This window comes from Actinacidiphila glaucinigra (assembly GCF_035918135.1).
Lineage (GTDB): Bacteria > Actinomycetota > Actinomycetes > Streptomycetales > Streptomycetaceae > Actinacidiphila > Actinacidiphila glaucinigra.
Map to the genome: position 1 here is coordinate 3,098,338 of NZ_CP109144.1, position 25,773 is coordinate 3,124,110.

The following is a 25,773-nucleotide window of genomic DNA, read 5'->3' on the forward strand; positions in this document are numbered from 1 at the left end:
CCCGCGGCGGAGGCCCCCGCCGCGGGCGCTAGGGTGACGGGCGTGCTGTCGCCGAACGATCCGAACGATCACGAGATAGAGACCCTCGAGGAGTTCGACCGCGTCGCCGCGTCGGGCTCGCTGCGCGGTCACCGCGTCCAGTCGGTCGACCTGACGACCCGTACGCCCGCCCTGATGTCCGCCGACATCGCCGAGGCCGTCTTCCTGGGCTGCCCGATGCAGCCGGAGGCGGCCGCCCACGTCCGCGCCGGCGGCGCCATGGTCTTCCCCCCGGTGCCTGATCTGCCCTTCGACCCGTACCGGGGCTCGCTCTACGGCCCCGACGCCCTGTACGAGGGCCTCGTCGACGACGGATACGAGGCGACGCCGGACGCCCGCGCCTACCAGTGGTTCCTGCGTACCCGGGGCAGCGGCGACATCTACGCGTCGATGCTCCGCAGCATCCACGACGACGCGGTCTCCGACGCCTTCGACGAACTCGTCGCGGACGCCCGCGTCGTGGGCGTCATGGGCGGTCACGCCATGGAGCGCGGCACCGACGCGTACGCGGGCGCCGCCCGCCTCGGCCGGGCGCTGGCCCGCGCGGGCCTGACCGTGGCCACGGGCGGCGGACCGGGCGCCATGGAGGCGGCCAACCTCGGCGCCTACGCGGCGCCCTTCGACGACGCGATGCTCGCCGAGGCCCTGGAGACAGTGGCCAAGGTGCCCTCCTTCCGCCCCTCCATCACGGACTGGGCGCGCGTCGCCTTCGACGTCCGCGACCGCCGGCCCGGCGGTGGGGCCTCCATCGGCGTGCCGACGTGGTTCTACGGCCACGAGCCGCCGAACGCCTTCGCCGAGCACATCGCCAAGTACTTCGCCAACGCGACCCGCGAGGACGGGCTGCTGGCCCGCTGCACCGCCGGGGTCGTCTTCCTGCCGGGCGCCGCGGGCACCGTCCAGGAGGTCTTCGACAACACCACGCCGAACTACTACGAGTCCCACGGCACCCCGCGCCCCATGGTGCTGGTCGACCGCGAGCACTGGACCCGGCGCCTCCCGGCCTGGCCCCTTCTCCAGGCGCTGGCCGAAGGCCGCTCCATGGAGCCGCGCATCGCACTCGTCGACTCCGTCGAGGACGCCCCGGAGGCCCTTGCGCGCCTGACGCGGGGTTAGGCCGTGCTCCGGGGTCCGCTCAGGCCGGAGCCGGCATGCACCGTGGTCGGCTGTCGCGCCGTCTCGCGCCCTTCGGGCGCAAGGATGCGGGCTGCGGAGGGGAGGGTGGGGGTCCGGGGCTGGTCGGCGCTGTGCAGGTAGGTGCGTGGTGGGGGTTCAGGCTCGGGAGCGGGATGCCTTTCAGGTGCCTTGGTTCTCGTTGCCGTCCGCCGGTGCGGATGGCCGCTTCCATGCCTCCGCTGTGTGGTGGGCGCGCCCGCCGTGACCGGCGTCTGCGGCTGATTCGAGGTGCTGTCGAGCCGTTGGCGAGAGATCGGGCTCGCTTTCCCCGACATGTTCGGCGGAACAGGGCCCGATGCCGGGGAAGCACCCGCAGACGCGGGTTTACGGCGGGCGCGCCACCCACGAACGGTGGGCGTGGCAACCAGCCATCTGTACGAGCGGACGGCGACGAGACCGGAACCCCGCGGACAACCGGCCCCGCTCCGGCGCCTGAACCCCGGCCCCGAGCCACCCGCACACCGCCGGCCGGCCCCGGACCCCCACCCTCCCCTCCGCAGCCAGCATCCTTGCGTCCGAAGTGCGCGAGACGGCGGGACAGCCGACCACGGCCTCACCCCGGACCCGCCCACTCGCACCACCGCTCGCCCGGCCCCGGAGGCCCCCGGTGCTCAACGGGGTCTACCCGCCCAGCACCACGACCTCGTCCGCCGTGAAGGAGACGCCGACCGTGTCGCCCTCTGCGGGGGCGTCGCGCAGGGCGCAGCCCGCCTCCAGCCGCGGGCCCTCCTCGGGGCGGAGCAGCAGGGTGACCTGGTCGCCGCGGAAGGTGCGCGCGAGCACGTCGCAGCGCAGCCCGTCGGAGGCGGGGACGAGCCGCACGCCGGCGGGCCGGACGAGCAGCCGTACGGTGCCCTGCGGCGAGCCCGCGGGGACGGGGACCTTGCCCCAGGCGGTGTCGGCGGCCTCGCCGGTGACGGTGGCGGGCACCACGTTGTCGAAGCCGAGGAAGCGCGCGACGAACTCGGAGGCGGGCCGCTGCCACACCTCCAGCGGGGTACCGGCCTGCTCGACACGGCCCTCGCGCATGACGACGACCCGGTCGGCCAGCGCGAAGGCCTCGCTCTGGTCGTGCGTGACGGCCAGCACCGTCGTGCCCAGCCGCCGGAAGAGCCCGCGCAACTCGACCACCAGGCGCTCGCGCAGGCCCCGGTCGAGCTGGCCGAGCGGCTCGTCGAGCATGAGCAGCCGCGGCCCCGGGGCCAGGGCCCGGGCCAGGGCGACCCTCTGCTGCTCACCACCGGACAGGGACGCGACGGCCCGCCGCTGCGCGCCGGGCAGCCCGACGAGCTCCAGCAACTCCTCGACGGTGCGCTCGCGTTCGGCACGGGCGGCGCCGCGCATGCGCAGACCGAAGTCGACGTTCCCGGCGACGTCGCGCTGTGGGAAGAGCTGGTGGTCCTGGAACATCAAACCCACACCGCGCCGGTGCGCGGGTACTCCCGTCTGGTCGCGGCCGGCCAGCAGCACGCGCCCGGAGTCCAACTGCTGCAGCCCGGCGACGACCCGCAGCAGCGTGGACTTCCCGCTGCCGCTGGGCCCGAGCACGCAGACCGTCTCGTGCTCGGCGATCTCCATGCCCACGGCGTCCAGGGCGGTGTGGCCGCCGAAGCGCACCGTGGCGCCGTCCAGTCGCAGCAGGGTCATCAGAACTCCCCCGACCTGTCGATGCGGATACGTTCCAGCGCCAGCAGCGCACCCGCGCACACCAGCATCAGCACGGTGCTGAGCGCCATCGCCTGGCCGTGGTTGAGCTCCCCGGCCCGCCCGAGGAAGCGGGCGACCGCGACCGGCAGGGTGGGGTTGTCGGGGCGGGCGATGAAGACGGTGGCGCCGAACTCGCCCAGGGACACGGCGAAGGCGAAGCCCGCCGCCACCAGCAGCGCCCGCCGCACCAGCGGCAGGTCGACCTCGCGCCACACCCTCAGCGGGGAGGCGCCGAGCACCGCCGCCGCCTCGCGCAGCCGGTCGTCCACTGCGCGCAGCACCGGCAGCATGGTGCGCACCACGAAGGGCACCCCGACCAGCGCCTGGGCGAGCGGCACCAGGATCCACGAGGAGCGCAGGTCCAGCGGCGGCTCGTCGAGGGTGATGAGGAAGCCGAAGCCGATGGTCACCGCCGAGGTGCCGAGCGGCAGCATCAGCAGGGCGTCGAAGCCCCGTACGAGGCGCCCGGCCCGCCGGGTGAGGGCGGCCGCGGCCAGCCCGCCGACGACCAGCGCGATCGCGGTGGCGGCGGCCGCGTACTGGAGCGAGTTCCAGACCGCGGCGACCGGCGCCACCAGGAAGGTCCCGCCGCTTCCGGCCACCGAGCCCAGCGCCCGGTAGTAGCCGAGGCCGTAGCCGTCCGGTCCGTGCAGCGAACGCTCGGCCAGCACACCCAGCGGCAGCAGGATCAGCAGCGCGGCCACGCCGAGCACGCCCGCCAGCAGCCCCCACTCGCCGGCGCCGCGCGGCCGCCGCGCGGTGCGGGCCGGGTCCACCAGCCGCAGTGCGCTCTCCCTGCGCCGTACCGTCCCGGCGTGCACGGCGAGGATCGCCGCGACGGCGGCGAACTGGACGGTCGTCAGCACGGCCGCCGTCGGGAGGTCCAGCAACTGCGCGGTCTCCCGGTAGATCTCCACCTCCAGGGTGGAGAAGGTGGGGCCGCCGAGGATCTGGATCACGCCGAAGGAGGTGAAGGTGAAGAGGAAGACCATCAGCGCGGCCGCGGCGACCGCGGGGGCGAGGGCGGGCAGCGTCACCCTGCGCCAGGCCGCGAGGCGCCCCGCGCCCAGGACCCGCGCGGCCTCCTCCTGACGGGGGTCGAGCTGCGCCCACAGCCCGCCCACGGTGCGTACGACCACGGCGTAGTTGAAGAAGACGTGCGCGAGGAGGATCGCCCAGACCGTGGTGTCCAGGCGCACCCCCCACAGTTCGTCGAGGAGCCCGCCACGCCCCAGCAGCGCGAGGAAGGCCGAGCCGACGACCACCGTCGGCAGCACGAAGGGCACGGTCACCACCGCGCGCAGCACCTGCTTGCCGGGGAAGTCGAAGCGGGCGAAGACGTAGGCGCCGGGCAGCGCGATCGCCAGGGTGAGCGCGGTGGAGGCGGCCGCCTGCCAGCAGGTGAACCACAGCACGTGCAGGACGTCGGGCTCGCCCAGGACGTCCGCGAACCGGCCGAACCGCCACCGCCCGCCCTCGCGGAGCCCGCGGGCGACGATGGCGGCGACCGGGTACCCGAAGAACAGCCCGAAGAACGCGACCGGCACGGCCATCAGGCCGAGCCGTACGGCGAGCGGCCGGACGGCCGCCGCCCGGGCGCGCCTTCCCCCGGCGGTCTTCGTTACTTCAGCACGAGCGAGGACCACGACTTGACCCACTGCTCCCGGTTCTCGGCGATCTTCTCCGGGGCGACGGTGGCCGGGTCGGCGACGACCGGCGCGTACTTGGTGAAGACCTCGGGCAGCTTCGCGTCGTCACGGGCGGGGTTGACGAACATGTTGAGCGGCATGTCCTCCTGGAAGGGGCGGCTCAGCAGGAAGTCGACGAGCGCCTTGCCGCCCTCGGGGTTCTTCGCGCCCTTCAGCAGGCCGGCGTACTCCACCTGCCGGAAGCAGGTGCCGGTCGCGACACCGGTCGGCCCCTGCTCGGGCTGCGTCTTCAGCCCGAGCACCTCGGCGGGCGGGCTGGAGGCGTACGAGACGACCAGCGGCCTGTCGCCCTTTCCGCCGCCGGCGCCGGAGAAGTTGTCGTAGTACGCCTGCTCCCAGCCGTCGACGACCTGGACGCCGTTCGCCTTGAGCTTCTTCCAGTAGTCCTCCCAGCCCGCGTCGCCGTACTTCGCGGTGGTGGCGAGGAGGAAGGCGAGCCCCGGGGAGGAGGTGGCGGCGTTCTCGGTGACCAGCAGGTCCTTGTACTCGGGCTTGACGAGGTCGTCGAGGCTCTCCGGCACCGGGAGCTTGTGCTCGGTGAAGTACTTCCGGTCGTAGTTGACGCAGACGTCGCCGAAGTCGATCGGGGTGACGCGGTGCTTCGCGGCGTCCGGCTGCAGCGCGGCGGGCACCTTGTCGAGGTCCTTGGCCTCGTACGGCTCGAACAGGTCGTTGTCGAGGGCCCGGGACAGCAGAGTGTTGTCGACACCGAAGAAGACGTCGCCCTGCGGGTTGCCCTTGGACAGCACGGCCTGGTTGACGGCGGCGCCGGCGTCGCCGCCGCGCAGCACCTTGACGGTGTAGCCGGTCTCCTTCGTGAACGCCTTCAGCACGTCCTTCGACGCGGCGAAGGAGTCGTGGCTGACCAGGGTGACGGTCTTGGAGGCGGTGCCGCCCTTGCCCTTGGCGGTGTCCCCGCTGTCGCTGCCGCAGGCCGCGAGCGCGGTCGCGCCGATCGCGACGGCCAGTGCGGTGCCGGCCGCACGCCGACGAGTGGTGCTCATGTGGTGACTCCCTACGCCGGTATGACCCGGATCAGGTCCGAGGGTCTGCGGCCGTGCCGCACTCTCAGCGCTTTCCGCGCTCCCCTGTCGGATGTTCTTTTGTGTGATGTGCGCGACGTCGCGGCAAACAGCCGCAAACGACCGTCACCTTAGCAAGCGCTGGTCAGCGCTCGGAAGCCGCCAGCTGACCGCAGGCGCCGTCGATCTCCTGCCCCCGGGTGTCCCGGACGGTCACCGGCACGCCGTGCGCCTCCAGCGCCGCCACGAACGCCCGCTCGTCCTCGGGCCGCGAGGCCGTCCACTTCGAGCCGGGGGTCGGGTTGAGCGGGATCAGGTTGACGTGCACGCGGCGGCCCTTGAGCAGCCGGCCCAGCAGGTCGGCCCGCCATCCCTGGTCGTTGATGTCCCGGATCAGCGCGTACTCGATCGATACCCGGCGTCCGGACACGTCCGCGTAGTGCCACGCGGCGTCCAGCACCTCGCGCACCTTCCAGCGGGTGTTCACCGGCACGAGGGTGTCGCGCAGCTCGTCGTCGGGCGCGTGCAGCGACACCGCGAGCCGGCACTTGAAGCCCTCGTCGGCGAAGCGCAGCATCGCCGGGACCAGGCCCACCGTCGACACGGTGATGCCCCGCTGGGACAGCCCCAGCCCGTCCGGCTCCGGGTCGGTGAGCCGGCGGATGGCGCCGATGACGCGCTTGTAGTTCGCGAGCGGCTCGCCCATGCCCATGAACACGATGTTCGACAGCCGCGCCGGTCCGCCCGGGATCTCCCCGTCCCGCAGCGAGCGCATGCCCGCCACGATCTGGTGCACGATCTCCCCGGTCGACAGGTTCCGGTCCAGACCGGCCTGGCCGGTGGCGCAGAACGGGCAGTTCATGCCGCAGCCCGCCTGCGAGCTGATGCACATCGTCACGCGGTCCGGGTAGCGCATCAGCACCGACTCGACCAGCGTCCCGTCGAACAGCCGCCACAGCGTCTTGCGGGTGGTGTCGTTGTCGGTGCTGCTGTGCCTCACCACGGACATCAGGTCCGGCAGCAGCCCCTCCGCCAGCTTCCCCCGCGCCGCCGCCGGGATGTCCGTCCAGGCGGCGGGGTCGTCGGCGTACCGCGCGAAGTAGTGCTGCGACAGCTGCTTGGCGCGGAACGGCTTCTCCCCGAGCTCCGCGACCGCCTCCCGGCGCTCCTCGGGCGAAAGATCGGCAAGATGCCGCGGCGGCCTCTTGGCTCCGCGCGGCGCGACGAATGTGAGTTCTCCGGGTGCAGGCATGGTGCGTCCAGTGTCGCAGATGGATGAGGCGGGCCCAGGTCAGATGGGTGAGGCTCCCGTCACCCTCAGGTGTCCCCTGTCAACGTCGGCCCACCTTCCACGGCCCGGATGCCGTCGTCAGCAGGTTGGGCGGTCGTGCGGGGGCGCTGACGTATGCCGCCGTGCGGACCCGTCGATGTCAGCCGCGGATGTCAGACATCGCGGGGAACGATGCTCACCGCCCGGTAGTCGTACCCGTCCTGCTTGAAGCCGGGCGCTTCCCAGACGAGATCGACCTGTTGCCCTGGTGACAGCGTGCGAAAGCCGGGCGCCTGGATGTCGGCGTAGTGGCCGAAGCACCCTCCGGGAGTCTCGGGCGAGTCGAGGACACCCCAACCCTCCTCGTCCCTCCACTCACGCACAGTCGCAGTCACGACCGCGGCGACCTTACGGGTCCCTCTGCGGCGACTCATTTGCCTCTCCCCCTGCTGCGGTGATTTCGAGGTTGCCGGTCGACCGCTCGCCGCCTCAGTCGAACCGAGGATCTCGTGCCGGCGGTCGAGGTAGCGGCGAAGGGCGGCGGCGTCGTGATGATCGAGGGCCGGCCACTCCCGTGCGGCGGCGACCATGTGCTGTACGGCGAGGTCCTCCTCGTGCGGCCTGAGTTCAACCCCGTCAGTCAGGGCACCACGGTCAGGTCCACAGACCGCCCGAATCGCCCTCAGCTTACTGGCCCCGATCCCTCGCCCGCTCCGCCGCGGAGACGTCGACCTCGACACCCTGACGGTCCGGGTTCGGCAGGCCGCTCCCCGAGTTGACGACCGGCAAGCGTGCCGGGGGGCCCGTCAAGTCCGAAGCGGACAGGCGGCTTGTGGTCCTGCCGGCCTTCATGCGTATCGAGCTGCGGCGGCATCTCGACCGGTACGCCGAGAAGGGCGCCGACGGGCTGCTGTTCGTGGGGAAGAAGGGCAAGCCGTTCCGCCGGGCGACCTGCCGACCCGATGGGTCGCCTGACCGCCGGTCCGGTGAGCGTCCCGTCGGAGCGCCGCGTTCGCCGCGGCTCAGTGCTTGAAGACGTCCACGTCCCCGGGCTCGGCCTCCAGGCACCGGCGGTCGAAGATCAGCATGCCGAGGAAGAACAGCCCGCCGACGACGAGCAGCCCCACCACGATCACCAGGGGCACCAGTGCCTCCTGCGGTGTCACCAGGGCGACGAGCGCGACGACCGTCCACACCAGGGCGCCGAGCGCGACCGGCAGTTCGAGGCGTCCCAGGTCGAAGGCGCCCTTGCGGCGGCCCAGGCGCCGGCGGACCGCCAGGTAGAGGACGATCGTCGAGCCGTAGATGAGCGCCGGGAGGATCGTCGACGCCGTGATGAGCTCCAGCAGTGCGGCACCCGGCAGCGCCACCATCAGGATCACGCCCATGGCGAGGATCAGCACGGTGGCCGGGATCGGGGTCCGCGTGTGCGGGTTGACCCGGCGCATCAGCCGGTGCGCGGGGAAGCGCCCGTCGCGCGACATCGCGAAGATGATCCGCGAGCACGCGACCATCACCACCATCCCCGCGCCGAAGAAGGCGAAGGTGATCGCGATCAGCAGCGTGCGTTCCGTCACCGGCCCGAGCTGGTCCCGCATGATCGTGGCGACCGGGGAGCCGTCGCGGCTGATGCGGGGGACGTCCTCGATGGCGACGGTGAGCGTGATCAGGAAGAGCAGGCCCAGCAGTCCCGCGGCCACGACCGAGCCGACGATCGCGCGGGGGACGCTGCGGTAGGGGTCCTTGGCCTCCTCGGCGAGGTTCGCGGCGGAGTCGAAGCCGACGAGCGTGGCCAGGCCCATGATCATCGCGATCATGAGCCCTCCTCCGACGGCGAAGTAGTGCGGGGCGCCTTCGGTGATGCCACGTGAGGTGAGGTTGCCGACCGAGCCGTTGCCCGTGACCGCCGCGGCGATGATCAGGGCGACCGCCATGACCACGACGAGCGCGAGTTCCAGGCCGACCGCCGCGGTGTTGATCAGGCTGACGAGGCGGGTCGAGGCCACGGCGAGCACGGCCTGGACGAACAGCACCACGAGCGTGATGACGCGCGCCGTGTCCTCGTCCGGCCTGATGCCGGCGAGCGGCATAAAGGCCTGACTCGCGAGGGCGTTGTCGATCGCGACCACGGCGATCGCCAGGTAGCAGAACGTCAACCAGCCGAATCCCCAGCCGACCTTCGGGTCGGCGAGTCGCGAGGCCCACTGGTACGAGGAGCCGCTGAGGGCGATGCGCCCCGCGAGCTGCGCGACCACCAGGGCCACCAGGGACTGCCCGACCGCGACGAGGATCCAGAGCCAGATGCCGACGGGGCCCGCGTTCTGCAGCACGTCGTCGTAGGTCGAGAAGATGCCGACGGCCACGGAGATGAACGCGAAGGAGATCGCGAAGACCTGGAAGGAGCCCAGGGTGCGTTTCAGCTCCTGCCGGTATCCCCCCTCCTCGACGGACCTCTCGCCGGCCGACTCGTCCGTGGAGGCTTCCGCCACCTCAGCCACCTCTTCGCCGCTCGGGGCCCGGCCCGGGCCTCTTCCGTTTTCCATCTGTATGTCACGAATGCTGCCCTGCCTGCACCTTGGGCGCGCCACCCGCACTCCGCGAACGTTGGCCAGCGCTGTACGGCTCACGGGGGGTCAGGTCTGTCGAGGCACGGGGCGTCGATCGGGTGAGTGCGGCCCGGCAGGAGGGAACGGGCTGCGCCACTGGGATGACCTTGGCGCCGGACGCCGGTGGGCGCGGGTACGGATCCCGTCCACAGGGGCCCCAGCCGTGCCGGAAGCCCTCCGGTTCGGTGCCGGCCAGAAATCGACGAGGAGTGTCTCCATGCGTCCTGCAGACAGGACCCCGCCGCCCTGCGGGCGGTCCCTCCGACGGTTCGGACGACTCGCGCGCACGGTGGTGCCGGCGGCCCTGATCGCCACCGCGATATCCGCGGGCTCCCTGACGGCAGCTCAGGCCGTTGGCACGGACGGCGCGGACACACCCGCGGCATCGTCGTCGAGCTTCCCGTGGCCGGACCCGTACAACGACTACCCGTACCCGTACCCCGGCGGAGACCTCGGCACCGACCCCGCACTCGACAGCGGTCCCGGACTCGGTACCGGTCCCGGACTCGGCCTCGGCCCGCTGCTCGGTTCCGGGCCCCTCCTCGGTTCGGGCCCTCTCCTCGGTTCCGGCCCCCTCCTCGACCCCGGTTCCGGCCCCCTCCTCGACCCCGGTCGCGGGCCTCTCCTCGGCCCTGCTACGAGTCCCATCGTCGAAACCGGTGCCGGTCCTGTCCTCGACCCCGCCGCTCCTCTCCTGGGCCCCGGCCGCGGGCCCTTCGTGGCCCCCTTCCCCGGCCCCGGCAGGCTCTCGGGGTGCGACATCGACTCGGCGGGCGTGGCCAATGCGAGCAACCGCGACTTCTCCGTCGCCGTGGTCCGCGGCCGGACGTTCGTGGGGCAGCGCGACACCACCCCGGTGGGCGGCGGAACCTACACCTGGCAGGACCTCAGCGGGCTCCCCGGATACCCCGTCACCGGAGTGTGCGGCGCGAGCGTGAGCACCTCCTCGACGGCGGAGCTGTCGGTGAAGGTCGTCACCTTCCGCGGCGACATGGCGGAGAACCGCTGCAACACCGCCGGCGCCCTGCCGGTCTGCGGTGCCTGGTACCCGCTGCAGGGGCCCCTTCAGCCGCCGCCCCCGATCTCCGTCCCCTGACCCGCCCGAGTCGACGGCCCGTCGCAGTGGTCGCCCGCCGGACGGCGGGCACCGGTGTGGCCGGTCGTACGAGGGACTGTCGTCCTCGGACGGGTACCGCCTGTGAGGCGGACGGCGGGAACCGGCCGCGCACCTGACGAACCGGGCGGCGACCCCGCCCGACCATGGGTAGGAACGACGTCGATGTGGCCCGAACCGGGCGGGAATTCCCTCCGGTCCGGCTCGGGCCCGACGTCGACGAGGAGTCTCCCCATGAGTCCTGCAGACAGGACCGCTCCGTCCTGGCGGCTATCGCGGTGGTACGGACGGCTCACCGGCACGGTCGTGCCCGTAGCCCTCGCCGTCACCGCGACAGCGGCCGCCGCCCTCGTCCCGGCGCAGGCCGCCGGCAGGGAACACAGGCCGGCGGCGGATCCGGCCGCCGTCCGTGAGTGGAACGCCATCGCCACGGACGTCATCGGCACCAACCTCGGCGCGACCCGTCCCTCCGGACAGGCCGTCGTCTGGCACGGGTTCGTCTCGGTCGCCGTCTACAACGCCGTGGTCGGCATCGAGGGCCGCTACGCGCCCTACAAGTGGCACGCCCGCGGACCCGCCGGCGCGTCGCCGGAAGCGGCGGCCGCAACCGCCGCGCACGACGTCCTGCTCTCCGACTTCCCCGCGTCCCGGGCGCTGCTCGACGCAGCGTACGCGGGCTCCCTGGCGAGGATCCCCGACGGCGACGCCAAACGGCAGGGCGTGGCCTTCGGGGCGCGCGCCGCCGACCACGTCATCCGGCTGCGGGAAGGAGACGGCCGGTTCGCGACCGTGGACTTCACCATCCCGTCCGCGCCCGGCGTCTGGCGACCCACCCCGCCGGGGAACCTGCCCTTCATCGACACCTGGCTCGCCCGGCTGCGCCCGCTGCTGCTCACCTCGCCCTCCCGGTTCCGGCCCGGCCCGCCGCCCGCCCTCACCTCCGCCCGCTACGCACGGGACGTGAACGAGGTGCGGGCCATGGGCGCGACGGCGGGTTCGCACCGCACCGCGCAGCAGACCGAGACCGCCCTGTTCTTCGGGGGCAACCTGGCCGTCCAGCTCCAGGCCGCGTACCGCGACCACAGCGCCCGACACCGTCTGGACATCGCCGACACGGCACGGCTGTTCGCCGCGGCGAACGCGACGGCGACCGACGCCGTCATCACCGCGTGGGACGCCAAGCTCCACTACGGCTCCTGGCGGCCCATCACCGCCGTCCGGCTCGCCGGCACCGACGGCAACCCGGCCACCGAGCCGGATCCGCAGTGGCAGCCGCTGCTCGTGACACCCCCGCACCCCGACCACATCAGCGGCCACGCCGCGGTCGCCGGCGCGGTGGCCCAGACCCTGACGGGTCTCTTCGGCACGACCCGTCTCGATCTCACCTTCACCTCCGACGCCACAGGCACCATCCGCCACTACGACGGCGCCGTGCGGTTCAACCAGGACATGATCGACGCGCGCGTCTGGGCCGGCATCCACACCCGTACCGCGGACACCGAGGGCTGCCTCGCGGGAGCCCGCGTCGCCCGCTGGGCCCTCGCGCACTACTTCGGGCCCCTCCGCCCGGCGCACCCCCCCTCCACCCCGCCACTCCGGCGAACGTGCCCGAAGACGGAGGCGAGTTGACACTCCCCCAGCACCGGGCGCCCTCCCGCCGAGGCACCGGGGATCCGGGCCGTGGCGTGCTTGCGTCCGAGGGGCCCGGTGTCAGGGCTGCAGGGGCAGCGAACGGCAGTTGGAGGCGGCGGGCCTGCCGGACAGGCCGTCGGTAAGCCAGGCGACGGCCGCGCGCTGGTCGGCGTGGAGAGGCACGAAGTGGTTGACCAGGGCGCGGCCCGCGTCGGGCAGGACCACGGGCTTGTAGGTGACGTCGGCGCCCTTGCGGCACCAGTCGACGGCGAGGGTGCGTGCCGGGGCGTGCGGGACGAGGTCGTCGCTGACACCGGTCGCCACGCGGACGGGGCTTGTGGGCTTGAGCCTGCCGATGCGCTGGTCGTCCAGGAAGGCGCGAAGCGCGGGTTCCTCACGGATGACGGCGTTGCTGGAGCGCCCGTCCTTCGTCCAGCCGGTGCTGTGGGCGGAGCCCTAGGCGAAGAGCGCGTCGCCGACGCACATCGTGGACGGGTCGGCGAGCGCGGCCTTTCCGGCGGCGTTGAGGCGGGCCTCGGCGATGGGCCCCAGGGCGGGGCCGGTCTGGAGGAAGCCGTTGACGGACCAGCCCAGGGCGCCGGCGAGGTCGCTGCCGTCGATAGCAGCCGTGACCGAGGTCGGTTCGGCGGGCGGGGCGCCGGAGTAGGTGCCGGCGAGTTCGATCTCGGGGGCGTCGACGGGCTGGAGTTCGGCCGATTCGGTAATTTGACTGTCCGTCGCATGCGGGTCCACGAGACGTGCCGCCGGGCCTCAGGAGGCGGGCTCCGCTTCCGGACGGCAGACCTCGCACGACGTGACGTCCGGCATGCCGAGGGCCACCTCGAACTCCTGCCGGTTCAGCCGGCCGCCCCCGGGAACGCGGCAGTCGTCGCGATGGAGGACGCCCCGGCCCGAGGCGCCGCGCGGATCGGGGACGCTCTGCAGCCGCCAGGCGCGGGCGGGAGTGCGCGCAGCGTCCCCCTTGGCCCGCCGCTGAGCGCCGCTTCCGGCCTCCGACGCAACGCCCGCCACGGCGGGGGCGGAACCGGTTTCCGCCTCCTGGATCTTGGCGTCGACTGCGGCGATCTGCATCTGCAGATAGAGGCGTATCACCCGCAGGCGCTGCGGATCCGGAGGAAGCTCGTACACACGTTCGAGTGTAAGCGGCAGACGGATCGCCGACCAGCGTCGCGGCCCACCGCACCCTGCGACCACCGTCACGCCGGACTTCGACGGCGCAGGTCAGGGAGGTCGCCCACCACGCTCCCGCTCGGCGGCGGCGACGGTGGGCCCAGTCGGCTAGTCGGCTTCCCGGCCCGGCGGGGCTGCGCCAGGATGGGCCGGTGGACACGATCATCAGCGCCCCGGAGCTCGCCGCCGACCTGCACCAGGGCGCCTCGCCCGTGATCCTCGACGTCCGCTACGAGCGCGGCGGGCCGTCGGGGCGGGCGGCGTACGCGGCGGGCCACATCTCAGGCGCCGTCTATGTCGACCTGGAGGCGGACCTCGCGGGACCGCCTGGCCCGGCCGGCCGGCATCCGCTGCCGGACACCGGGGTGTTCGAAGACGCGATGCGGCGGGCCGGCGTGCGCCGGGACAGCCGGGTCGTCGTCCACGACGGCGGCCAGGGCTGGGCCGCGGCACGGGCCTGGTGGACGCTGCGCTGGGCCGGGCACGGGGACGTACGGGTGCTGGACGGCGGACTGCCCGCCTGGACGGCTGCCGGAGGCGAACTGACCACGCGTGGCGCAGCACCGGAGCCCGGCGACTTCGAGGCCGTGCCGGGCTCGCTGCCGGTGCTGAGCGCCGACGACGCGGCGGCGCTGGCCCGTACGGGCGTGCTGCTCGACGCGCGGGCGGCCGAGCGCTACCGGGGGGATGTCGAGCCGCTGGATCCGGTGGGCGGCCACATCCCCGGGGCCGTGTCGGCTCCCACCGCCGGGAACGTCACCGCCGACGGCATCTTCCGTCCCACCCGCGAACTGGCCCGCCGTTTCGCCGCCGTGGGGGTCACCGCGGGCGGCGGCAGGGTCGGCGTGTACTGCGGCTCGGGCGTCTCGGCGGCACAGCAGGTGCTTGCCCTTGCCGTCGCCGGGATCGACGCCGCGCTGTACGTCGGTTCGTGGAGCGAGTGGAGCGCCGATCCCACCCGGCCCGTGGCGACGGGACCGCAACCGGGCTGAACGCCGGGCGGCCCGGGAGGATCAGCCCGAGCCGACGAAGACGACGAGCAGCAGCCACACCACGGGGGCGGTCGGCAGCAACGAGTCGAGGCGGTCCATGATGCCGCCGTGGCCGGGCAGCAGCTTGCCCATGTCCTTGATGCCGAGGTCCCGCTTGATCATGGACTCGCCCAGGTCGCCGAGGGTCGCGCTGACGGCCACGGCGAGGCCCAGCAGCAGCCCCTGCCACCACTGGCCGTCGTCGATCAGGAACTCCATGGAGAGGGCGCCCGCGACCATCGCGAAGCTGATCGCGCCGACCAGGCCCTCGCGGGTCTTGCCGGGGCTGATGCGGGGAGCGAGCTTGTGCGTGCCGAAGCGCCAGCCGACGGCATAGGCACCGGTGTCGCTGATCACCGTGAGGAGCAGGAAGACGAAGACCCGCCACGGGCCGTCGCCCGCCGCGAGCATCATCACCACGAACGTGGCCAGGAACGGCACATAGAACGCGGCGAAGACGCCCGCCGTCACGTCGCGGAGGTAGTTCTCCGGTGGCTCCGTCATCCGCCACACCAGGACGGCGAGTGCGGTGAGCGCCATCGCCACCCATGCGCCCTCGGCGCCGCGCACATAGCCCGCGACGACCATGGCGGCGCCGCCGACGGCGAGCGGCACCAGCGGAGCCCGGATCTCCTTGCGCTCGGCCAGGCGCGAGGTGAGCTCCCACAGGCCCACCACGACCGCCGCGGCGACGACGCCCACGAAGACGGCCTTGACGATGAAGAGTGAGGCAATGATGACGACGCCGAGCCCGACGCCGACCCCTATCGCGGCGCGCAGGTTGCGCCCCGCGCTCTTCTTCGCCCGGCCGCCGTTCCCACCCGCCGCCGAGGGCTGGGGCGCGGAACGGTCGGGCCGGGCGGAGTGCCGCTCCGGTTCGGGGGCGTCGTCGCGGAACAAGGGGCCGCCCATCCGGGTGCCCACCTCATCCTCGCCTCCCCAGGAACCGGCATGTGGCGAGGGCCCCCAAGAAGAGTCGTTCACGGAGTTTCGCCTCGCGTTTTCGTCCGGTCCGGGTCGGTCGGATGGATGGTCGGGTGGATGGGTGGCTCAGCCGCGGGTGTGCCGGGCCGTGGAGCGGATCCGGCGGGCGCGCCGGATCAGACCTCCAGCAGCTCGGATTCCTTGTGCTTGAGCAGCTCGTCGACCTGCGCCACGTACTTGTGGGTCGTGTCGTCGAGTTCCTTCTCCGCGCGGCGCACCTCGTCCTCGCCCGTCTCGCCGTCCTTGACGAGCTTGTCGAGGGTCTCCTTGGCCTTGCGGCGCACGCTGCGGATCGAGATCCGCGCGTCCTCCGCCTTGCCGCGGGCGACCTTGATGTAGTCCCTGCGCCGCTCCTCGGTGAGCTGCGGGAAGACCACCCGGATGATACGGCCGTCGTTGGTCGGGTTGACACCCAGGTCCGAATCCCGGATCGCCTGCTCGATGTTGCGCAGCGCCGAGTTGTCGAACGGGGTGATCACGGCCATCCGCGCCTCGGGTACCGCGAAGGAGGCGAGCTGGTTGATCGGGGTCGGGGCGCCGTAGTAGTCCGCCACGATCTTGTTGAACATCGCCGGGTGGGCACGACCGGTGCGGATCGCGGCGAAGTCCTCCTTGGCGACCACGACGGCCTTCTCCATCTTCTCCTCGGCTTCGAGGAGGGTCTCTTCAATCACCATGTGCTCCTGGTTTTCAGAAGGCAGAGCCTCGGCCCTTGCGCGCGTCTTTCCTGCACGGTGTCCGACCGGCAGCGTCTTGTCCATCCCCGTTCCGGGCGGATCGCCGGCCGGGTTGCGGCCGGCGCCGTCCGTCAGCGGGCGCCCGTGTCGTTGACGAGCGTGCCGATCTTCTCACCCTTCACGGCCCGCGCGATGTTGCCCTCCGCGAGCAGCTCGAAGACGAGGATCGGGAGCTTGTTGTCCTGGCACAGCGTGATCGCCGTCAGGTCCGCGACGCGCAGGTCGCGGGCGATGACGTCGGCGTACTCCAGGGCGTCGAACATCACCGCGTCGGGGTTCGAGCGGGGGTCGGAGTCGTAGACGCCGTCGACCCCGTTCTTGCCCATCAGCAGCGCCTCGGCGTGGATCTCCAGGGCGCGCTGCGCGGCGGTGGTGTCGGTGGAGAAGTACGGCATTCCCATACCGGCGCCGAAGATCACCACACGGCCCTTCTCCAGGTGGCGCACGGCGCGCAGCGGGATGTAGGGCTCGGCGACCTGGCCCATGGTGATCGCCGTCTGCACCCGCGACTGGATGCCCTCCTTCTCCAGGAAGTCCTGGAGGGCGAGGCAGTTCATGACCGTGCCGAGCATGCCCATGTAGTCGGACCGGGCCCGGTCCATGCCCCGCTGCTGGAGCTGGGCGCCGCGGAAGAAGTTGCCGCCGCCGATGACGACGGCGATCTCGTAACCGTCGCGGACGACCGCGGCGATCTCGCGGGCCATCGCGTGCACGACGTCGGGGTCGACTCCGAGCCCCCCTCCGCCGGCGAAGGCCTCGCCGGAGAGCTTGAGCAGGTACCGGCCCTTGTGCGTGCCGGCGGCGGTGGGTGCCTTGTCGGCGTCCTGTTCCATGGAGATTCTCCTCGTGCACGTACGAAGAAGGCCATTGCCGAGGGTCCGTGATGGTTCCCTGTGGGCAATGGCCTCCTCGTCACAACTGCGGCCTGCCGGTGAGCGGCCGGCTGCGTACGACCCTAGCGGGGCCGTCGGTCAAACGCTTGCGCGGCTGGTCGCTCAGACGCCGACGCGGAAGCGGGCGAAGCGCTTCAGCGAGACGCCGGCCTCGTCGAGCACCTTCTGGACGGACTTCTTGTTGTCCTTGGCGAAGGCCTGCTCGAGGACGACGTTCTCCTTGAAGAAGCCGTTGACGCGACCCTCGACGATCTTCGTCAGGGCGGCCTCGGGCTTGCCCTCCTCGCGGGCGGTGGCCTCGGCGACGCGACGCTCGTTCTCGACGGTCTCGGCCGGCACCTCCTCGCGGGACAGGAAGGTGGGGGCGAAGGCGGCGATGTGCTGCGCGACGTCCTTGGCGACCTGGGCGTTCTCCTTGTCCAGCTCGACCAGGACACCGACCTGCGGGGGCAGGTCCGGGCTGGTGCGGTGCAGGTAGGAGGCGACGTAGCCGTCGGTGAACTGCGCGAAGCGGTCCAGGACGATCTTCTCGCCGAGGGTGGCGTTGGCCTCGTCGACGTAGGCCTGGACGGTCTGGCCGTCCTTGATCTCGGAGGCGAGCAGCGCCTCCAGGTCGGCCGGCTTGCTGGCGGCGACGTGGGCGGCGATCGCGTCGGCGGCGGCGATGAACTTGTCGCCCTTGGCGACGAAGTCGGTCTCGCACTTGAGCTCGACGAGGACACCCTCGCTGTTGTCACCGGCGATCAGGGACACGACGGCGCCGTTGGACGCGGAGCGGCCCTCGCGCTTGGTGACGCCCTTCTGGCCCTTGACGCGGAGGATCTCGACGGCCTTGTCCAGGTCGCCCTCGGCCTCCTCGAGCGCCTTCTTGCAGTCCATCATGCCCGCGGCGGTCAGCTCGCGGAGCTTCTTGACGTCGGCGGCGGTGAAGTTCGCCATGGTCTGTCAGTCTCTCTTCGGAAGTCGGTGAATCCGGTGAGCGGTGGTTCTACGGACGAACGGCGGGGGCCGGAGCCCCCGCCGTCCTCACACGCATCGGAAGCAGGGCTGAGGCTCAGGCCTGCTCGGCGTCGGCGGCGGGCGCCTCGGCGGCCTCGGCCGGAGCGTCGGCGGCGGGCGCCTCGGCGGCCTCGGCCGGAGCCTCGGCCTCGGCCGGAGCGTCAGCGGCGGCCTCGGCCGGAGCGGTCTCGGCGGCGGTCTCCTCGGCCTTCGCCTTGTCGCCCTCGAGCAGCTCGCGCTCCCAGGCGGCCAGCGGCTCGCCCTCGGCCTTGTCACCGGCGGAGGCGGCACCGGAGCGGGAGATGAGGCCCTCGGCGACGGCGTCGGCGATCACACGGGTCAGCAGCGTGACGGAGCGGATCGCGTCGTCGTTGCCCGGGATCTTGTAGTCGACCTCGTCGGGGTCGCAGTTGGTGTCGAGGATCGCGACGACCGGGATGCGCAGCTTGCGCGCCTCACCGACGGCGATGTGCTCCTTCTTGGTGTCCACGATCCAGACGGCGCTCGGCACCTTCTGCATCTCGCGGATGCCGCCCAGGGTCTTCTCCAGCTTGTCCTTCTCACGGGAGAGGACCAGGAGCTCCTTCTTGGTGAGGCCGGAGGCGGCCACGTCCTCGAAGTCGATCTCCTCGAGCTCCTTCAGGCGCTGCAGGCGCTTGTAGACGGTCGAGAAGTTGGTGAGCATGCCGCCCAGCCAGCGCTGGTTCACGTAGGGCATGCCGACGCGGGTCGCCTGCTCGGCGATGGCCTCCTGGGCCTGCTTCTTCGTACCGACGAAGAGGATGGTGCCGCCGTGCGCGACGGTCTCCTTGACGAACTCGTAGGCGCGGTCGATGTACGACAGCGACTGGAGCAGGTCGATGATGTAGATGCCATTGCGCTCGGTGAAGATGAAGCGCTTCATCTTCGGGTTCCAGCGGCGGGTCTGGTGCCCGAAGTGGACGCCGCTTTCCAGCAGCTCCCGCATCGTGACGACGGCCATGGCCGTACTCCTAGGGGTACTCGGTTTTCGCGGTCGCCGGACGGCGGCCGCGCCTGACGCCCCGAACGCGCCGTGCCACAAGGGACCGAGGAGCGCGTCCACCGCTCGCTGTAGGGCGGTGGCGGGGCGTGCGAAGTCGACCCGGTGACCCGGATCGCCATGGAAAGTGTACGGGACCGCCGGAGCCGCGGGCGACATCGCGCCTGGGGACGGGGGCCGTCCGAAGTTGTCCACAGGCCGGTTCCATGATCGTCCGGAAGTTGCGGGAGGCGTCACCGTTGAGGCATGAGGACATATGTGGCGGTGGTGTTGGCGGTACTGACGTGGCTCGGGGGCCTCGTGCGCCCGGTGGAGGCCTCCGTCCGGATGCCTGTCGTCCCGGTCGTCCCCGTCGTCCCGGCCGGCGGGGGCGCGGACCGGGCCTGGCCCGTGGCACCAGGCGACGGGGGGCGGCGGCCGGTCGTGGAGCGAGGGTTCGATCCGCCGGCGGTTCCGTGGGCGAGGGGGCACCGGGGGGTGGACCTGCGCGCGGGACCCGGCGCACCGGTGCGCGCGGCGGCGCCCGGGAAGGTGTCGTACGCCGGGCAGGTGGCGGGGCGCGGGGTCGTCGCGATCGAGGTCGACGGCGGTCTGCGCATCACGTACCAGCCGGTGCGGGCGTCCGTCGCGGTGGGCGACGAGGTCGGCGCGGGGCAGGTGGTGGGGGCGCTCGATGAAGGCCCGTGGCACTGCCCGCGCGGCTGCCTGCACTGGGGGCTGCTGCGCGGGGACGTCTACCTCGACCCGCTGTCGCTGCTGCCGCACGCGATGCTGCGCGGAGGGCCTTCGCGGCTGCTGCCGGTCTTCGGGGTGCCCTTGCCCGAGGGGGCGGACGGGGCGGTGGCCTCCGCGCGGGTCAGCCCAGAACCCCGCGCAGGGCCATGGTGACGGCCGCGTCGGCGATGGTGTCCGGCTCCTCGGCGGCGCCGAGCTCGATCCGGCGGACGGCGGAGTCGACGACGCCCTGGAGCAGCATCGCGGTGAGCCTCGGCTCGTGGTGGCCGAGCGCGGCGAGCGCCTCGACGACCATGGCGATCAGTCCGCCGTGGGCGGCGCGGATCTTCTCGCGGGCGCTCGCGTCGAGTTCACCCGCGGAAATCGCGACCACGGCCCGGTGCCGGCGGTCGCCGACGAGCGCGAGCTGGCTGCGGACGTAGGCCTCGACCTTGGCCTCGGCGGACGGGGCGGCCTCCATGGCCGTCTCGACCTCGGCCGCCCAGACGGGGAAGTCGACGGCGCACAGCTCCTCGACGACGGCGGCCCGGGAGCGGAAGTACTCGTAGACGGAGGATCGGGCCAGCCCGGTGCGCTCCGCCAGCGCGGGGAAGGTCAGGGCCTCCGTCCCGCCCTCGGAGAGCAGACTGCGGGCGGCGTCCAGCAGGGCGTCGCGCTGCATCGACCGGTGCTCGGCCACCGAGGCCGCTCGAATCTTGGGCACCTCACCACTGTACGGAAGTGGCGTGCCCGCCGGGCGCACCCGTCGGCAAAGCGGCGTCAACGGCCGACGTCGGCCAGTTTCGCGCGCAGTTGCAGAACGGATTTGGTGTGGATCTGGCTGACCCTGCTCTCGGTGACCCCGAGCACCTGGCCGATCTCCGCGAGGGTGAGCCCCTCGTAGTAGTAGAGGGTGACCACGGTCTTCTCGCGCTCGGGCAGGGTGTTGACGGCGCGGGCGAGCAGCCGGCGCAGCTCGCGGTCCTCCGCGACCTCGACGGGGTTGTCGGCGCCGGTGTCCTCCAGGGTGTCGACCAGGGTGAGCCGGTCGCCGCCGTCGGTGCCCGCGTGGAGCAGCTCCTCCAGGGCGACGACGTTGGCGAGGGAGAGCTGGCTGAAGACTCCGTGCAGCTCCTCCAGGGCGATGCCCATCTCGGCGGCGACCTCCGACTCGCTCGGGGTGCGCCGCAAGGAGGCCTCGAGGGTGGCGTAGGCGCGCTCGACGGCGCGGGCCTTCTGGCGCACCGAGCGCGGGATCCAGTCCAGGGCGCGCAGCTCGTCGATCATGGCCCCGCGAATCCGGGTGATCGCGTACGTCTCGAACTTGATCGCGCGCTCCGGGTCGAACTTCTCGATGGCGTCGATGAGCCCGAAGACCCCGGAGGAGACGAAGTCCGCCTGTTCCACGTTTGCGGGCAGGCCGACGCTCACGCGTCCCGCCACGTACTTCACCAGGGGTGAGTAGTGCAGGATCAGCTGCTCGCGCAGACGCGCGTCCCCCGTGGCCTTGTAGGTCCGCCACAGCGCGTCGAGCGAGGTGGGGGCGGGTGGGCGGGGGTTTCCGGTGACGGCGGTCGCCGCCGTGCTGCCTTCGTGCCCGGGAGTGTGCCGGTGCATGCGTCGATCTGAGCCGTTCTGCGTTGACCTGAGGGACGGGCGGACTGGAACCTCCTTGAGCGTAGCGTGACGAGCCCGTTGCTCAGGGCGACGTACGGGCGTCCCCATAACCTCGCCATCCAGGGGGTCCCAGGTCAAGAACCGTCCTGTCACCTGATGGTGTGTTCACCGGGAGAGCGTGTCGGCTTGGAAGCCTCCCTCCCCCTCCGGCGTGGGAGCGGTCTCGCCGCCGTGCGCCAACTTCCAGCGCGGTCCGTCGCGTTCGACGAAACCGAGGGCGTGCAGCTCATGAAGCCTGGTGAGGGTGTCGTCAGGGGTGCTGCCCGCGGCGACCGCGAGCTCCTCGCGGCAGGCCCCGCCTCGGGCGGGCAGGGCCTCCAGCACCCGGGCGGTCGCGGGCGGCAGCAGATCCCGCGGCAGAACCGGACCGCGGCGCTCGGGCGCCAGGTCCTCGCCGATGCGTCCGACAAGCTCGATCACGTCTGCCGCGCCGGTGACCAGTACCCCGTCGGCGCGCAGCAGCTCGTGGACCCCGCGGGACAGCGACGAGGTACAGGGGCCCGGGACGCCCATGACGAAACGCCCCAGCTTGCGGGCCCGGCGGGCGGTGATCAGGGAGCCGCTGCGGTACTGGGCCTCGATCACGACGGTGCCCCGGGTCAGTGCCGCGATCACGCGGTTGCGGAGCACGAAGCGGCTGCGGGTGGGGTGCGATCCGGGCGGCAATTCACCGATGAGCAGCCCCTGTTCGGCGATGCGTCCGATCAACTCGGCGTGACCCGGCGGATACGGCACGTCCACCCCGGAGGCGACGACCCCCACGGTCGCGCCCGTCACGGACAGCGCGCCGCGGTGCGCGGCGCCGTCGATGCCGTAGGCGGCCCCGGAGACGGTGACCCAGCCGGCCTCCGCCAGGTCGGCGCCGAGGGACGCCGCCATGTGGGAGCCGTAGTCCGTGCACGCCCGGGCGCCCACGACGGCGACCGACCGCAGCGCCCACATCCTCAGCGAGGCGCAGCCGCGCACCCAGAGCCCGTAGGGTCGTTCGGGGCCCAGGTCGTCGAGCTGCCGCGGCCAGTCCGGGTCACCGGGGCACACGAAGCGGGTGCGCGTGGCCCGGGCAGCCGCCAGATCCCGTTCCGGCTGCGCCCGGCGGGCCCGCAGGGCGTACCCGGCCGCCCTCTGCTGCCCCGCCCCGGGCAGCTCTTCTCCGGCGGTGAGCGCCCGTACGGTCTCGACGGGGCCGAACTCGCGCAGCCAGGTGCCGACCAGCCCGTCGCCGGGGTCGGCGATCCGCGTCACGGCGGCCCGGGCCAGACGCTCCCCGGGCGTCGGGGGCGGCTCCTCCTCAGGGTCCGGCCCGGCGTCGTCGTCCATGCCGGGCGGCATCTGCGTCATCGTTTGTCTCCCGTCGCCGCCATGCCGCGGCGCACACCCGTGCGCAGCTCCAGGGCGCGCTCCATGTCGACGCCGGCCGGCCGGTCGCGGCCCGCGAGATCGGCGACCGTCCAGGCCACCCGCAGGACCCGGTCGAGCCCCCGCGCGGTGAGCAGTCCGCGCTCCATGTCCCGTTCGGCGGGGCGCAGGGCCCCGGGCGCCACGGCCCAGCGGGTGCGCAGTTCGTGACCGGGGACCTGGCTGTTGAGCCGCCACGGCGTGTCCCTGTACCGGGCGGCGGCGCGTTCGCGGGCCTCCCGCACCCGCGTGGCGACCACCGCGGTGGTCTCGGCGGAGCCGGCGCCGCCGATCAGCTCGGAGCGGCTGACGGCCTCCACCTCCACCCGCAGGTCGACCCGGTCCAGGAGCGGCCCGGACAGCCGTCCCTGGTAGCGGCGGATCATGCTCGGCGTGCAGTCGCACATGCCGCCGGGTGAGCCGTACCGGCCGCAGGGGCAGGGGTTGGCGGCGAGGACGAGCAGGAACCGTGCGGGAAGGCGGACGACTCCGGCGGCCCTGGCGATCACCACGTGCCCGGATTCCAGGGGCTGACGCAGTGCGTCGAGGGCCTGGCCGTTGAATTCGGGCGCTTCGTCAAGAAAAAGGACCCCTTTGTGGGAGAGCGAGACGGCGCCCGGCCGCGGCAGCGCGTTCCCGCCGCCGACGAGGGACTGCATGGTCGCCGAATGGTGCGGCGCGCAGTACGGCGGCTGCTCCACCATGTGCCGGCCCGGCGGCAGGATCCCGGCGACCGAGTGCACCGCGGTGACCTCCACCGCCTCCTGGCGGGTGAGCGGCGGCAGCAGCCCGGGCAGCCGCTCGGCGAGCATCGTCTTGCCGGCGCCCGGCGGCCCCTTGAGATAGATGTGGTGGCCGCCCGCGGCCGCGACCTCCAGGGCGGTCCTGGCGGCGCCCTGACCCGCGACCTCGGCCAGATCCGGGGTGCCGGCGTCGGCGAGCCCCGTGCCGTGGCCGACGCCGGGCAGGGTGAGGCCGGCCAGCATCGGGTCGGGCCGCCCGTCGGCGGGCTCCTCGTCCTCCTCCGGGGCGAGCTCGTCGTTGAGCAGCGCGATGAGCTGCCGCAGGCTGCGGACCCCGAGCACGGAGACCCCCGGCACGAGCGAGGCCTCGGCAACGGTGCGCTCGGGCACCACGACGTGGCGGTACCCGGCCTCGGCTGCGGCCAGGACCGCGGGCAGCACACCGCGGACCGGGCGGACCCGGCCGTCGAGGCCGAGTTCGCCGATCATCATCAGGTCGGCGATGTCGCGCGGGGCGACGCGGTCGTTCGCGGCGAGGACGGCGCACGCCACCGCAAGGTCGAAGCCGCTGCCGCCCTTGGGGACGGAGGCCGGGCTGAGGCCGACCGTGAGCTTCTTCTGCGGCCACGTCTCACCGCTGTTCACGATGGCGGCGCGGACCCGGTCACGGCTCTCGCTGAGGCTCTTGTCGGGCAGCCCCACCAGCGTGAACGCCGCCACCCCCGCCTCCAGGTCCGCCTGGACCTCGACGACGACGCCCTCCACGCCCAGCAGCGCCACCGAACACGTACGGGCGAAGCCCATCACTCCACCCCCCGCACGTGCTCGACGCGGGCGGCGCCCCGGGCCGGCAGCACCACGCCCACCACGTCGATCCGCACGCCGCCCGGCGGCGGCCCGCCGTGGTCGGCGAGCCAGCACTCGGCCAGCTGACGCAGCCGCTCGGCCTTGCGCGGCGTGACGGCGGCCATGGGGTGCTCACCGCAGGTCTCGGCGCGCGACTTCACCTCGCACACGACGAGCGCGTCCCCGTCCGCCGCCACGATGTCGATCTCGCCGTGGCGTTCGCGGTGCCGGCACCGCCAGTTCCGCTCCAGCACGATCATCCCGGCCTCGGTCAGCGACCGTGCCGCCAGTTCCTCGCCGTAGCGTCCGAAAGCTCCTCGGGCGTTCATCCGTACCACCTCCGTCACTCACTGTGAGGGAGGTGGCGCCCGAGAGATGATCTTGATGGGGGCCTGTGGACAACCCGTCGGCCCCGGCGGCCTCAGCCGTTGAAGCCGGAGTCGTCCGAGGGCAGGTCGAGGTCGGCCTTGTTCAGCTCCTCGATGTTCACGTCCTTGAACGTCAGCACGCGCACCTGCTTGACGAAGCGTGCCGGCCGGTACATGTCCCACACCCACGCGTCAGCCATGGAGACCTCGAAGAACACCTCGCCCTGGACCGAGTGCACCTGCATCTCGTAGTCGTTGGTGAGGTAGAAACGACGCTCCGTCTCGATCACGTACTTGAACAGGCCGACGACATCCCGGTACTCCCTGTAGAGCTTCAGCTCCATCTCGGTCTCGTACTTCTCGAGGTCCTCGGCGCTCATGGCATGTTCCCCTTCAGCCGTACGTCCCCCCATTGTGCGTCAGTCACGCTCCGTCCCCAGGTGAATCGGGGACAATGGGGGACCTTCGTCGAGCAGCCTGCGCAGCAGCTCGGCGAGCCTGGTCGGGTACACCGTCTCATGCGAGGCGAGCAGTTCCTCGCAGGTCCACCATCGCAGGCCGTCCACGCTGCGCTGCTCCAGCTCCGTGAGGCCGCCCGTGTGCACCCGGACGTCCTCGGTGCGGGCCAGGTAGTACCACTCGTCCTGCTCCCAGCGCCGGCCGTCGAAGTCGAAGGCGCACGAGCGCTCCCACAGCACGGGCCCCAGCAGGGCGGTGGTGATGCCGGTCTCCTCGGCCAGCTCCCGGCGCGCGGCGACGTCCAGGCTCTCGCCCTCCTCGACGCCTCCGCCCGGGGTGAACCACCAGGTGACGGACGGGTCGTCCGGCTCGTACCCGTGCAGCAGCAGGATCCGGTCGGAAGGGTCGAGCAGGACGACCCGGGCCGCGCGCCGTCGCAC

The 25,773-nt window shown here is 72.5% G+C and carries 24 protein-coding genes, 2 pseudogenes and 1 riboswitch; of the genes and pseudogenes, 6 read left to right on the forward strand and 20 right to left on the reverse strand.

Features of this window, described 5'->3' with window-relative positions; all coding sequences use genetic code 11:
• Nucleotides 1–33: 33 nt before the first annotated feature.
• Nucleotides 34–1,155, forward strand: a complete 1,122-nt coding sequence (locus tag OIE69_RS13430; RefSeq protein WP_326581121.1) for an LOG family protein — start codon at nt 34–36, stop codon at nt 1,153–1,155.
• A gap of 681 nt (nt 1,156–1,836) precedes the next feature.
• Here the strand turns inward: OIE69_RS13430 and OIE69_RS13435 are convergent.
• The 5 genes from OIE69_RS13435 to OIE69_RS13455 all read right to left on the reverse strand — a co-directional run bounded on the left by OIE69_RS13435 (nt 1,837) and on the right by OIE69_RS13455 (nt 7,357).
• On the reverse strand, nt 1,837–2,862 hold the full coding sequence (locus OIE69_RS13435; protein ID WP_326572216.1) for an ABC transporter ATP-binding protein: 1,026 nt from the start codon (nt 2,860–2,862) through the stop codon (nt 1,837–1,839).
• Nucleotides 2,862–4,475 carry an ABC transporter permease gene (locus OIE69_RS13440; RefSeq protein ID WP_326581123.1) on the reverse strand — a complete coding sequence of 538 codons (1,614 nt, stop codon included), beginning with the start codon at nt 4,473–4,475 and terminating at the stop codon, nt 2,862–2,864. Before OIE69_RS13440 ends, OIE69_RS13435 begins: the two co-directional genes overlap by 1 nt.
• Before the next feature lie 68 nt (nt 4,476–4,543).
• A complete protein-coding gene (locus tag OIE69_RS13445; RefSeq protein ID WP_326572217.1) occupies nt 4,544–5,635 on the reverse strand; it encodes a thiamine ABC transporter substrate-binding protein in 1,092 nt (363 codons plus the stop codon).
• Nucleotides 5,627–5,731: riboswitch (TPP riboswitch) on the reverse strand. Its footprint overlaps the gene before it by 9 nt.
• 67 nt (nt 5,732–5,798) lie before the next feature.
• Nucleotides 5,799–6,905: a 23S rRNA (adenine(2503)-C(2))-methyltransferase RlmN gene (rlmN, locus tag OIE69_RS13450; protein ID WP_018561735.1), complete on the reverse strand. Its 1,107-nt coding sequence runs from the start codon at nt 6,903–6,905 to the stop codon at nt 5,799–5,801.
• Nucleotides 6,906–7,096: 191 nt separating this feature from the next.
• Nucleotides 7,097–7,357: a cold shock domain-containing protein gene (locus tag OIE69_RS13455; protein ID WP_326581125.1), complete on the reverse strand. Its 261-nt coding sequence runs from the start codon at nt 7,355–7,357 to the stop codon at nt 7,097–7,099.
• A gap of 277 nt (nt 7,358–7,634) precedes the next feature.
• Between OIE69_RS13455 and OIE69_RS13460 the strand changes: the two are divergent.
• A pseudogene (locus OIE69_RS13460) lies at nt 7,635–7,875 on the forward strand (tyrosine-type recombinase/integrase); the annotation flags it as partial.
• A 70-nt stretch (nt 7,876–7,945) separates the two neighbouring features.
• Here the strand turns inward: OIE69_RS13460 and OIE69_RS13465 are convergent.
• A complete protein-coding gene (locus tag OIE69_RS13465; RefSeq protein WP_326572218.1) occupies nt 7,946–9,412 on the reverse strand; it encodes an APC family permease in 1,467 nt (488 codons plus the stop codon).
• Between the two features lie 334 nt (nt 9,413–9,746).
• On the opposite strand from OIE69_RS13465, the gene OIE69_RS13470 reads away from it, so the two are divergent.
• Nucleotides 9,747–10,625, forward strand: a complete 879-nt coding sequence (locus tag OIE69_RS13470; protein WP_326572219.1) for a hypothetical protein — start codon at nt 9,747–9,749, stop codon at nt 10,623–10,625.
• Nucleotides 10,626–10,877: 252 nt separating this feature from the next.
• Nucleotides 10,878–12,272, forward strand: coding sequence for a vanadium-dependent haloperoxidase (locus OIE69_RS13475; RefSeq protein WP_326572220.1), 1,395 nt, complete (start codon nt 10,878–10,880; stop codon nt 12,270–12,272).
• A gap of 81 nt (nt 12,273–12,353) precedes the next feature.
• Here OIE69_RS13475 and OIE69_RS13480 read toward each other — a convergent pair.
• Together OIE69_RS13480 and OIE69_RS13485 are read right to left on the reverse strand one after the other, a co-directional pair.
• Nucleotides 12,354–12,992, reverse strand: a pseudogene (locus tag OIE69_RS13480) (lipase family protein); the annotation flags it as partial.
• Between the two features lie 54 nt (nt 12,993–13,046).
• The gene (locus OIE69_RS13485) at nt 13,047–13,424 is read right to left on the reverse strand and encodes a DUF6233 domain-containing protein (RefSeq protein ID WP_326572221.1); all 378 of its coding nucleotides are present in this window, start codon (nt 13,422–13,424) and stop codon (nt 13,047–13,049) included.
• 194 nt (nt 13,425–13,618) lie between these two features.
• Between OIE69_RS13485 and OIE69_RS13490 the strand changes: the two genes are divergently transcribed.
• Nucleotides 13,619–14,458 (forward strand): sulfurtransferase, encoded by an 840-nt coding sequence (locus tag OIE69_RS13490; protein WP_326572222.1) that lies wholly within the window; start codon nt 13,619–13,621, stop codon nt 14,456–14,458.
• A gap of 21 nt (nt 14,459–14,479) precedes the next feature.
• Here OIE69_RS13490 and OIE69_RS13495 read toward each other — a convergent pair whose 3' ends face one another.
• The 5 genes from OIE69_RS13495 to rpsB form a co-directional block, all read right to left on the reverse strand.
• Nucleotides 14,480–15,481 (reverse strand): phosphatidate cytidylyltransferase, encoded by a 1,002-nt coding sequence (locus OIE69_RS13495; protein ID WP_326572223.1) that lies wholly within the window; start codon nt 15,479–15,481, stop codon nt 14,480–14,482.
• Between the two features lie 116 nt (nt 15,482–15,597).
• Nucleotides 15,598–16,155, reverse strand: coding sequence for a ribosome recycling factor (frr, locus tag OIE69_RS13500; RefSeq protein ID WP_326581127.1), 558 nt, complete (start codon nt 16,153–16,155; stop codon nt 15,598–15,600).
• A gap of 134 nt (nt 16,156–16,289) precedes the next feature.
• Nucleotides 16,290–17,051 (reverse strand): UMP kinase, encoded by a 762-nt coding sequence (gene pyrH, locus OIE69_RS13505; protein ID WP_326572224.1) that lies wholly within the window; start codon nt 17,049–17,051, stop codon nt 16,290–16,292.
• Nucleotides 17,052–17,213: 162 nt separating this feature from the next.
• Nucleotides 17,214–18,050: a translation elongation factor Ts gene (gene tsf / locus OIE69_RS13510; protein WP_018561725.1), complete on the reverse strand. Its 837-nt coding sequence runs from the start codon at nt 18,048–18,050 to the stop codon at nt 17,214–17,216.
• A gap of 115 nt (nt 18,051–18,165) precedes the next feature.
• Entirely contained in the window at nt 18,166–19,092 is a 927-nt protein-coding gene (rpsB, locus tag OIE69_RS13515) for a 30S ribosomal protein S2 (RefSeq protein ID WP_326572225.1), read from the reverse strand.
• Between the two features lie 285 nt (nt 19,093–19,377).
• Between rpsB and OIE69_RS13520 the strand changes: the two genes are divergently transcribed.
• A complete protein-coding gene (locus OIE69_RS13520; protein WP_326572226.1) occupies nt 19,378–20,019 on the forward strand; it encodes a murein hydrolase activator EnvC family protein in 642 nt (213 codons plus the stop codon).
• Here OIE69_RS13520 and OIE69_RS13525 read toward each other — a convergent pair.
• From OIE69_RS13525 to OIE69_RS13555, 7 genes are all read right to left on the reverse strand, one after another.
• Nucleotides 19,988–20,545: a TetR/AcrR family transcriptional regulator gene (locus OIE69_RS13525; RefSeq protein WP_326581129.1), complete on the reverse strand. Its 558-nt coding sequence runs from the start codon at nt 20,543–20,545 to the stop codon at nt 19,988–19,990. The genes OIE69_RS13520 and OIE69_RS13525 overlap by 32 nt on opposite strands.
• A gap of 80 nt (nt 20,546–20,625) precedes the next feature.
• Nucleotides 20,626–21,462 carry an RNA polymerase sigma factor WhiG gene (gene whiG, locus OIE69_RS13530; RefSeq protein WP_018561721.1) on the reverse strand — a complete coding sequence of 279 codons (837 nt, stop codon included), beginning with the start codon at nt 21,460–21,462 and terminating at the stop codon, nt 20,626–20,628.
• A 165-nt stretch (nt 21,463–21,627) separates the two neighbouring features.
• Complete coding sequence (dprA, locus tag OIE69_RS13535; protein ID WP_326581130.1) at nt 21,628–22,839, reverse strand: DNA-processing protein DprA; 1,212 nt, start codon at nt 22,837–22,839, stop codon at nt 21,628–21,630.
• Between the two features lie 17 nt (nt 22,840–22,856).
• Nucleotides 22,857–24,464, reverse strand: coding sequence for a YifB family Mg chelatase-like AAA ATPase (locus tag OIE69_RS13540; RefSeq protein ID WP_326572227.1), 1,608 nt, complete (start codon nt 24,462–24,464; stop codon nt 22,857–22,859).
• On the reverse strand, nt 24,464–24,835 hold the full coding sequence (locus OIE69_RS13545) for a YraN family protein (RefSeq protein ID WP_326572228.1): 372 nt from the start codon (nt 24,833–24,835) through the stop codon (nt 24,464–24,466). The genes OIE69_RS13540 and OIE69_RS13545 overlap by 1 nt, the downstream gene beginning before the upstream one ends.
• Nucleotides 24,836–24,927: 92 nt before the next feature.
• A complete protein-coding gene (locus OIE69_RS13550; RefSeq protein WP_018562949.1) occupies nt 24,928–25,254 on the reverse strand; it encodes a DUF2469 domain-containing protein in 327 nt (108 codons plus the stop codon).
• 39 nt (nt 25,255–25,293) lie between these two features.
• Nucleotides 25,294–25,773: an NUDIX hydrolase gene (locus tag OIE69_RS13555; RefSeq protein ID WP_326572229.1), complete on the reverse strand. Its 480-nt coding sequence runs from the start codon at nt 25,771–25,773 to the stop codon at nt 25,294–25,296.